This window comes from Subtercola sp. Z020, assembly GCF_002931235.1.
Lineage (GTDB): Bacteria > Actinomycetota > Actinomycetes > Actinomycetales > Microbacteriaceae > Subtercola.
Window position 1 is genome coordinate 1 of sequence record NZ_PSTT01000091.1, and the last position, 8,752, is coordinate 8,752.

Consider the following 8,752-nt stretch of genomic DNA (forward strand, 5'->3'; position numbering starts at 1 on the left):
GGGGTCAGGGGAGGGGGATGGCGCCGGTGGCGGCGATGGTGGTGTGGTGGTGGATGACCTCGGCGACGATGAAGTTGAGGAACTTCTCGGCGAATTCGGGGTCGAGGTGCGACTCTTCGGCGAGGGCGCGCAGGCGTTTGATCTGACGGGCCTCGCGGGCCACATCGGCAGGCGGCAGGCCGTGTTCGGCTTTCAGACGCCCGACCTGCTGCGTGAATTTGAAGCGTTCGGCGAGTAGGTGGATGAGCGCGGCGTCGACGTTGTCGATCGACTCGCGGATGCTCTCCAGCTGCCGAAGGGCAGCAGCGGTGTCGTCAGCAGCGGCGGAGTCAGCAGCACCGTCGGCGGCGGCAGGGTCGGCAGCGCCGGGCGTGGGTTCGTTCACATCCATACCCTGCACTTTATTGCGTCACCGCCGGTTCGGCGCGCGACGCGAGCACGCGCAGCCGCTTCTGCGTCAGCAGGATGCCCACCAGCACTAGCACGGCCCCGACCGGCGCATTCCAGCCGAAGCGTTCCCCGAGCACCAGCACCCCGAGGATCACCCCGATCACCGGCGTGATGTACGTGACCGTCGACGCCGAGGTGGGGCCCCATGACCGCAGCACGGTGATGTTCCAAACGTAGACGAGACCGGTTCCGAGCGCGCCGAGGGCCAGCATCGAAGCGACGATGGGCGCATCCAGAACCAGAGGCGACAGGGCGACCACCGGCGTCAGGGCGACCAGAACGACCGCGCCCATGCCCACCTGCAGGAACGCGAACGGCACACCCGAGATGGAACGGCCGCTGAGGAACCGGCGCGTGTAGCCGAAGGTGAAGCCGTAGCAGAGTGCCGCCAGGAGGCAGGCGAACTGGCCGAGCAGGTCGCCGGTGAGGGCAGCGTAGCTCCACGGGCCGATGATGACGACGGTTCCGACGATGCCGAGGCCGACGCCGAGCACCTGGTTGCGGTTCAGGCGTTCCACCCGAAAGGCGAGGGTCGCCATGAGCGCGGTCATGATGGGCGTCGTGGCGTTGTAGATGCTGGCGAGGCTCGACGAGACGTACTGTTCGGCCCAGGCGAAGCAGAGGAACGGCACAGCGCAGCCGACCGCGCCGATCACGAAGAAGTGCAGGTACACGACCGGTTCACGGGGCAGCCGGTGACGACCGACGAGCACGATGATGCCGAGCGTCAGGGCGCCGAGCACGAGCCGGCCCCAGGCGACCTGCCCGAAGGAGATGCCGGTGAGAGCGACCTTCATGAAGAGGAAGCTCGACCCCCAGACCAGCCCCATTCCGAGGAACTGCAGCAGCACGGGCGTGCCGCCGGCGCGGGCGGGTGGGGAGGTCTTCGAGGGCACCCAGCGACTGTAGCGCGAACCGGCGACGCCGGCCCCGGGCATCCGGAACCGGCGTCAGAACGGCAGGAAAGAACTGCCGAATGGCAGAGAGGTCAGGCCACGACCGCGATCGTGACGTCGATGTTTCCGCGCGTCGCGTTCGAGTACGGGCAGACCGTGTGGGCCGCATCTGCTGCCTGCTGAGCCTGCTCGGGCGAGGCGTTCGGAATGTAGACGTCGAGTTCGACGGCCAGGCCGAAGCCACCTTCGCCGTTGCTGCCGATGCTGACGCTGGCCGAGACCTCGGCGCCAGCCGTGTCGATGCTGAGGTTGCGCCCCACGACGTGCAGTGCGCTCAGGAAGCAGGCCGAGTAGCCGGCAGCGAAGAGCTGCTCGGGGTTGGTGCCCTCACCCGATCCGCCCATTTCGGCAGGGGGTCGGGTGTCGAGGTCGAGCCGGTCGTCTTCGCTTCGAACGTGGCCGTCGCGGCCACCACCGGAGGCGTGGGCAATTGCAGTGTAGAGAGCTTCCATACCTTCAAGTGCACCACAGATTTCGAGGTGTCGGCGTGCCTGTAACGTTGTGTCATGGGCAACGTCGCCAACTTCCACCAGGCCGCTGAGGCGTTCGTCGAGCTCGTCGGCCAGATCGCCGACGACCAGTGGGAGCTGCCGGGTCTCGGTTCCTGGAGCGTTCGGTCGCTGGTGGGGCACACGACTCGCGCGATCCTCACCATCGAGACCTACCTCGGCCACGACGACGCCGAACGCATCGGCCTCCCGACCGCCGAGGACTACTACGCCCTCATCTACCGCGACTTCTCCGACCCCGAGTCGGTCGAGGCGCGCGGGGTCGAGGCCGGCAGGTGGCTCGGCGATCAACCCATTCGCCAGATCCAGGATGCTCTGGATCGGGCCTGCAGCGCCATCGACAGTGCACCGTCCGGCCGTGTGGTGTCTGTCGGGGGGCACGGCATCGAACTGACCCAGTATCTGCGCACCCGCAGCTTCGAGCTCGTCGTGCACTCGATCGACATCGGGCGCGCGATCGGCAGGCCGCACGGCCAACCTGTCGCGTGCGTGACGGATGCGACCTCCCTCGCGGCCCGCATCGGCGCCCGTGCGGGTTCGGGCGAAGACATTCTGCTGGCGCTGACCGGGCGTCAGCCGCTGCCCGCCGGGTTCACCGTGGTGTGAACGCGGGGCGGCGGAGCGGGGCGGCGCGGCACGGGGCGGCGGGGCGGCACGGGGCGGCGCCGGGCGGCGCCGGGCGCCGGCCTGCGCGCCTTGCCGAACACCGGCCCGCATCGCTACCGTGGCCCGCATGACTGTGACCGTGCATCCGTTCCCCGTCGACGACCTGCCCAGCTGGATCGACGAACACACCCGCGCGTACCAGGCGGAGCGGCAGGCCAACGGCGAGGCACCGGAGGTCGCCGAACGCCGGGCCCGCGACTCGGCCGCCGAGAATTTTCCGAACGGATCACCCCGCGAGTCGCACCGGCTGGTGCAGGTGCGGGCAGACGGGGTGCCTGTCGGCACGCTCTGGATCGGGCCGCTCGTCGACGAGCGCCCGCACGAATGGTGGGTGTGGAGCATCGACATCGACGAGGCGCACCGGGGGCAGGGGTACGGGCGTGAGGCGATGGCGCTGGCCGAGGTGATCGCCCGCGAGAACGGCGCCACCAGGATCGGGCTCAACGTGTTCGGCGACAACGCCCGCGCGCAGAACCTGTACCGGTCGCTGGAGTACCGGGTGACCTCCCTGCAGATGAGCAAGGAACTGTAGACGGCGCTGCGCTGCAGCAGGCGCGGCGCGGTAGCGGGCGCTGAGTTGTGGCAGGCGCGGGGCTGCAGCAGCACAGGTCAACCCCCTGTGCCCCGGGGCGCCGCTGGCGTAGACCTGAATCATGAGAACTCTCACTTTCCAAGGAACCCAGAAGGTCTCCGTCGAGACCGTACCCGATCCGCGCATCGAGGAACCGACCGATGTGATCGTCAAGATCACGTCCACCGCGATCTGCGGCAGCGACCTGCACCTGTACGACGTGATGGGCGCCTTCATCAACAAGGGCGACGTTCTCGGCCACGAACCCATGGGCATCGTGGTGGAGGTCGGCAGCGCCATCACGAAGCTCGCCGTGGGTGACCGGGTGGTCATCCCGTTCGTCATCGCCTGCGGCCACTGCTACATGTGCACCCGCGGACTCACCAGCCAGTGCGAGACCACCCAGAACCGCGAATCGGGCAGCGGCGCCTCGCTCTACGGCTACACCGAGCTGTACGGTGACGTTCCCGGCGGCCAGGCGGAATACCTGCGGGTGCAGCTCGCCGACTTCAACGCGACCAAGGTCGGGGCCGACCTGCCCGACGAGCGCTACCTCTTTCTGAGCGACATCCTGCCGACCGCGTGGCAGGGCGTGAAGTACGCCGCGGTTCCCGACGGCGGCACGCTCGGCGTTCTCGGCCTCGGCCCTGTGGGCCAGTTCGTCAGCCGCATCGGCAAGCACTTCGGCTACCGCGTGCTCGCGATCGACCCTGTGGCCGAGCGCCGGCAGATGGCCGAGCGCCACGGGGTCGAGACCCTCGACCTGACCGACGACGCGCTCGCCCAGCTGCGCGATCTGACAGACGGCCGTGGGCCTGACTCGATCGTCGACGCGGTGGGCATGGAGGCGCACGGCAACCCGGGCGCCGAGTTCGCCCAGAAGGCGGCCGGGTTGCTGCCCGACGCCATCGCCAAGAAGGTCATGACGACGGCCGGCGTCGACCGGCTCGCCGCCCTGCACCTCGCGCTCGATGCGGTGCGCCGCGGTGGCACCGTCTCGCTCTCGGGCGTCTACGCCGGCGTCGCCGACCCGATGCCGCTGAAGGACATGTTCGACAAGGGCATGACCCTGCGCATGGGGCAGTGCAACGTGCAGAACTGGCGCGACGAGATCCTGCCGCTCGTCGAAGACCCCTCCGACCCGCTGGGCACCGAAGACCTGACCACGCACGCGGTTCCGCTCGAGCAGGCCCCCGAGATGTACGAGATCTTCAAGAACAAGGAAGACGGCTGCATCAAGGTGGTGCTGAAGCCGTAACCCCCGGTTCGGCGCGTCGCTGGGAGGCGGCGCGGCTGGCGGCGGCTCCGGATGCCCCGGGGTCGCCGCTCTCGCGTGTGGGCTCCGGATGCCCCGGGGTCGCCGCTTTCGCGCGTGGGCTCCGGATGCCCGGGGTCGCCGCCCTCGCGTCTCAGTACGGCAGTGTGGCCGGCGCGAATCGCGCGTCGCTCGGGCCGACAAGCGTCTCATCGCGCGGGTCGAGCCGCAGCACCTCGGTGCCGTCGGCCAGCTCGGCGAGGTTCACCCAGAACATGGCCGGGCTGCGCGTCGAGACGAAGTAGTACACACCGTTCGTCAGGTCGGCGCCGGCCTGCCACCACGTCGGGTACACCCCTCCACCGTCGCGGTAGGGGGCTCCGTACGGTACGGAGACGTTCTGGATCAGCTGGAACACCCCGGCCACGGCCTGCTGCAGGTTCTCGGGCTGCGGCAGGTAGTGGCGAAAGTAGCTCGCCCGAACGAACCGGTCGAGCGAGCTGATGTCGCCGGGCGGGGCCAGAGTGCCGCCGAACGGGGCGTACCGGGCGAGGTTGGTGAGCTGGGCATCCAGAACCGGAGAGTTCGCCATCACCGTGAATTCGCGGCCGTGGTGCACGACGATGTGGTCGCCCTCCGGCTCGAAGATCGCGGAGTCGCCCGAGGCGTCTTCGAGCGCGAGGTGCACGCCGAACCGCTGCCCGCGGAGCTCCGGTGCGGCGATGCGGATGTCGCCGACCGCGGCGACCGCCTCAGCCACGGTCGCGAAGTTGTCGAGCACGTACTGCACCCAGAGCGAGTTCGGCACCGACGGACGCTCGTCGACCGGCCACTCCCCCACGTCGACCGGGTCGAGGTAGAGGCCGTGCACGGCGAGTCCCTTCTCGTTCAGCCCGTCGGAGGTGCCGAGCCGCCACATGCTGAGCACCACGCTCGAGTACGACGAGCGCCACTGCAGGGCGTCGTCGTCGTGCCCGCCGCGCTGGATGCCGCGGGGCACGAACCACAGGTCGGGTTCGTCGCTGACCTCCCAGTCCATGCAGCGGGCGACGGTCGTCGCGATCGGGTTGTCGTTCCAGAGGATGCGGGTGCACATGGGGTCAGGGTAGCGCGCCGGCGGCGCGGGTGGGAACCGGATGCTCGCGCCGCGACTGCGCGGGCCGTTACGGTGTTGGTGTGGCTGACCCGACGACCCTCCCGCCCGCTCACTACCGGCTGCGCTGGAGTCGGCGCGGCTACCCGCTCGCCCTCGTGACGCGAGCGGAGGCGCACCTGCCGGGTGCCACTGCCGACGCCGATCTCGTCGCCGCCGACGACGTGGCGCCGGTGGGAACGCTGCAGACGTTCCGCGACGCCGACGGCGCCCTGCGCGGGCGGCTGAGCCTCCGCGAGCCGCTCGATGTCGACGTGACGTTCGTCAGGCCGAAGCGGCTGCACCAGGCAGTGTCGGGCACCGGAGCGGGCACCGCCGCCGCGGGTACCGGCGCGCCGTCGCGCCTCTCCGTCGTCGCCGAGTTCACCGACCCGCCGCGCTTCCTGCGCCTCGCCATCAGCGGAGTCACGGCGCCCCTCGTGACGAAGTACTCCGACACCGCCGTCACCGTCGCGCTCGCCCCCGGCGAGTACTTCACCGAGGTGCGCCCCGCCCAGACGGAAGCCGAGGCGAACGTCGCACGCCCCCTGAACCGCCGCACCCACCACCTCGCCCGCCCCACCCCGCCGCTCGCCTCACCCTCCACCACAATCGGGGAGTCGTAATCCGCCCCACAACACGGCGGGTAGGGCGGCGGGTTCAGGGGCCGGCGTCGATGCGGTTCAGCAGATCCTTCGCCGCCTTCGCGATCTCGTCGTGGTCGTTCTGCGCGGCCCGGCTCTCGAGCGAGATCACGCCTCCACGGCGCACCTTCGTGAAATCGCCGTATGGAAAGCTGTAGCGCCCCTTCGTCTCCTCCGACTTCGACTCGTCGACCCCGAGGTGCCACTTCGCGTACTCGTCGTAACCGTGCTTGTCGATGAAGGCGTTCTCCTCCGCCGCCGTCGGCGCGGCCTCGCTCCAGTCGTCCCGTTCATCGCGAACGACTTTGCCCTGTTCGATCAGGGCTTTCGCATGGTCGTACGCGGCCCTGTTCAGCTTCTCGGCCATCGCGGCTACTTCTTCGAGCCCGACTTCTTGGTCAGGGCGTCGGGCTTGTGCACGGCCTCGCCGCCCGACTTGTCGCTCTTCACCAGGTACTGGGGATCATCCGGCGACGCCTTCACCGTGCGCTTCGCGGCGTGCGTGTCGGAGGTGATCTTCTTCTCGACGGTGCCCTCGGCCGTCGACCCGTGGGAGTTCCAGGTGACGTCGTCGCCCTTTTTGAGTTCGCTCATGCCTCGACGCTACGCGCACGGCTCCGGATGCTCGTGGGCTTGTTTCGGCGCCACGCGCACCGTACTCTTCCCCGCCCGGTGGCCGACGGCATCCAGAGCCCGTAGAGCCTGCCGAGCGTGCGGAGCAGAAGCGGCGCCGACCGACGGCTACTGGCCGAGCAGGTCGTGGCGCACGACGATCTGGTCGCGGCCGGGGCCGACGCCGATCGCCGAGATGCGGGATCCGCTCATCGCCTCGATCGCCAGCACGTAGCGCTGGGCGGCCGGCGGCAGATCGTCGAAGGTGCGGGCGCCGGTGATGTCTTCATCCCAGCCCTCGAACTCCTCGTAGATGGGCACGGCGTGGTGGAAGTCGCTCTGCGACACGGGAACCTCGTCGACGCGCACCCCGTCGACGTCGTAGGCGACACAGACCGGGATGGTCTTCAGGCCGGTGAGCACATCCAGTTTCGTCAGCACGAAGTCGGTCACACCGTTGATGCGCGCCGAGTAGCGGGCGATCGGCGCGTCGTACCAGCCGCAGCGACGCGGGCGACCGGTGGTGGTGCCGAACTCGAAGCCGTTCGCCCGCAGGAACTCGCCCGACTCGTCGAAGAGCTCGGTCGGGAAGGGGCCGGCGCCGACGCGGGTCGTGTACGCCTTCACGATGCCGATGACGCGCTCGATGCGGTTCGGGGCGACGCCCGAACCGGTCGACGCGCCTCCGGATGTCGCGTTCGACGAGGTGACGAAGGGGTAGGTGCCGTGGTCGACGTCGAGCATCGTCGCCTGGCCCCCCTCGAAGAGCACGGTCTTGCCGGCGTCGAGCGCCTGGTTCAGCACCAGCGAGGTGTCGACCACCATCGGCCGCAGGCGATCGGCGTACGAGAGGAGGTTCTCGACGATGTCGTCGACCTCGATCGCCCGGCGGTTGTAGACCTTCACGAGCAGGTGGTTCTTCTGGTCGAGGGCACCCTCGACCTTCTGGCGCAGGATGTTCTCGTCGAAGAGATCCTGCATGCGGATGCCGAGGCGGTTGATCTTGTCGGCGTAGGCCGGGCCGATTCCGCGGCCGGTGGTACCGATCTGGCGTTTGCCGAGAAACCGCTCAGTCACCTTGTCGAGTGTGCGGTGGTAGGCCGTGATCACGTGTGCGTTCGCGCTGATCTGGAGGCGCGAGACATCCACCCCTCGCGAGGAGAGAGCCTCGAGCTCGTGGAACAGCACCTCGATGTCGACGACGACACCGTTGGTGATGACCGGGGTCACATTCGGGGTCAGGATGCCAGACGGCAGCAGGTGCAGGGCGTACTTCTGGTTGCCGACGACGACGGTGTGGCCGGCGTTGTTGCCGCCGTTGAACTTGACGACGTAGTCGACACGGGTGCCGAGGAGATCGGTTGCCTTACCTTTGCCTTCGTCGCCCCACTGGGCGCCGATCAGAACGATTGCGGGCACGGGTCAGAGCCTTTCGGTTGTGGTTGCCGTCTCGGCTTCGATGGCCGGCGCGGCCTGGGGGTCGGCGCCGGTGAGGAACTCGGTGAGCCGAACGACCTCATCCTGCTCGCCGATGGCCTCGGCGGCCCGGCGCAGCGCGTACAGCGAGCGCAGCACGCCGCGGTTGGGCTCGTGCGACCACGGCACGGGGCCCTGGCCACGCCAGCCGCCCTTGCGGAGCGCATCGAGCCCGCGGTGGTAGCCGACGCGCGCGTAGGCGTACGACGGGAGGATCTGGCCCGCGTCGAACGCGCTGTCGCTGAGCAGCGCCCAGGCGAGCGAGGAGGTCGGGTGTTGGCGGGCCAGCGCTTCGAGCTCGGCGGCCGAGGGAGCGGTGGCGGATGCGGCGAGCGCCTCCCCCACTCCGTCGGCGTTCAGCAGGGTCGGGGGTATTCCCAAAAGGTTCTCTCCGGTCACACTCGATCCTATCGTGACCGGCTCGCCGCGACCGCGGGCGCCCCTGCGACCCGCGCGGGCGGGGCGCAGGGGCGCCCGCGGT

At 69.3% G+C, this 8,752-nt stretch carries 12 protein-coding genes; 4 read left to right on the forward strand and 8 right to left on the reverse strand.

Going from position 1 to position 8,752, the window contains the following annotated elements:
- Positions 1 to 4: 4 nt before the first annotated feature.
- The 3 genes from C5B96_RS11445 to C5B96_RS11455 all read right to left on the reverse strand — a co-directional run bounded on the left by C5B96_RS11445 (position 5) and on the right by C5B96_RS11455 (position 1,858).
- Positions 5 to 391 carry a chorismate mutase gene (locus C5B96_RS11445; protein ID WP_104245492.1) on the reverse strand — a complete coding sequence of 129 codons (387 nt, stop codon included), beginning with the start codon at positions 389 to 391 and terminating at the stop codon, positions 5 to 7.
- 10 nt (positions 392 to 401) lie between these two features.
- Positions 402 to 1,346 (reverse strand): DMT family transporter, encoded by a 945-nt coding sequence (locus tag C5B96_RS11450; protein WP_369826476.1) that lies wholly within the window; start codon positions 1,344 to 1,346, stop codon positions 402 to 404.
- Positions 1,347 to 1,438: 92 nt separating this feature from the next.
- Positions 1,439 to 1,858, reverse strand: coding sequence for an organic hydroperoxide resistance protein (locus C5B96_RS11455; protein WP_104245493.1), 420 nt, complete (start codon positions 1,856 to 1,858; stop codon positions 1,439 to 1,441).
- 54 nt (positions 1,859 to 1,912) lie between these two features.
- Between C5B96_RS11455 and C5B96_RS11460 the strand changes: the two genes are divergently transcribed.
- The 3 genes from C5B96_RS11460 (at position 1,913) to C5B96_RS11470 (ending at position 4,410) form a co-directional block, all read left to right on the forward strand.
- Positions 1,913 to 2,521, forward strand: coding sequence for a maleylpyruvate isomerase family mycothiol-dependent enzyme (locus C5B96_RS11460; protein ID WP_104245494.1), 609 nt, complete (start codon positions 1,913 to 1,915; stop codon positions 2,519 to 2,521).
- A 127-nt stretch (positions 2,522 to 2,648) separates the two neighbouring features.
- Positions 2,649 to 3,113 (forward strand): GNAT family N-acetyltransferase, encoded by a 465-nt coding sequence (locus C5B96_RS11465; RefSeq protein WP_104245495.1) that lies wholly within the window; start codon positions 2,649 to 2,651, stop codon positions 3,111 to 3,113.
- 121 nt (positions 3,114 to 3,234) lie between these two features.
- Positions 3,235 to 4,410, forward strand: coding sequence for an alcohol dehydrogenase catalytic domain-containing protein (locus C5B96_RS11470; protein ID WP_104245496.1), 1,176 nt, complete (start codon positions 3,235 to 3,237; stop codon positions 4,408 to 4,410).
- A 151-nt stretch (positions 4,411 to 4,561) separates the two neighbouring features.
- Here the strand turns inward: C5B96_RS11470 and C5B96_RS11475 are convergent, their stop codons facing one another.
- Positions 4,562 to 5,503: a linear amide C-N hydrolase gene (locus C5B96_RS11475; protein ID WP_104245497.1), complete on the reverse strand. Its 942-nt coding sequence runs from the start codon at positions 5,501 to 5,503 to the stop codon at positions 4,562 to 4,564.
- A gap of 80 nt (positions 5,504 to 5,583) precedes the next feature.
- On the opposite strand from C5B96_RS11475, the gene C5B96_RS11480 reads away from it, so the two are divergent.
- Complete coding sequence (locus C5B96_RS11480) at positions 5,584 to 6,165, forward strand: hypothetical protein (protein ID WP_104245498.1); 582 nt, start codon at positions 5,584 to 5,586, stop codon at positions 6,163 to 6,165.
- A 34-nt stretch (positions 6,166 to 6,199) separates the two neighbouring features.
- Here the strand turns inward: C5B96_RS11480 and C5B96_RS11485 are convergent, their stop codons facing one another.
- The 4 genes from C5B96_RS11485 to C5B96_RS11500 all read right to left on the reverse strand — a co-directional run bounded on the left by C5B96_RS11485 (position 6,200) and on the right by C5B96_RS11500 (position 8,670).
- Positions 6,200 to 6,550, reverse strand: a complete 351-nt coding sequence (locus C5B96_RS11485) for a hypothetical protein (RefSeq protein ID WP_104245499.1) — start codon at positions 6,548 to 6,550, stop codon at positions 6,200 to 6,202.
- 5 nt (positions 6,551 to 6,555) lie between these two features.
- Entirely contained in the window at positions 6,556 to 6,777 is a 222-nt protein-coding gene (locus C5B96_RS11490) for a DUF2945 domain-containing protein (protein ID WP_104245500.1), read from the reverse strand.
- A 147-nt stretch (positions 6,778 to 6,924) separates the two neighbouring features.
- The gene (locus tag C5B96_RS11495; protein ID WP_104245501.1) at positions 6,925 to 8,214 is read right to left on the reverse strand and encodes an adenylosuccinate synthase; all 1,290 of its coding nucleotides are present in this window, start codon (positions 8,212 to 8,214) and stop codon (positions 6,925 to 6,927) included.
- Positions 8,215 to 8,217: 3 nt separating this feature from the next.
- A complete protein-coding gene (locus C5B96_RS11500) occupies positions 8,218 to 8,670 on the reverse strand; it encodes a DUF3151 domain-containing protein (RefSeq protein WP_104245502.1) in 453 nt (150 codons plus the stop codon).
- Positions 8,671 to 8,752 lie beyond the last annotated feature (82 nt).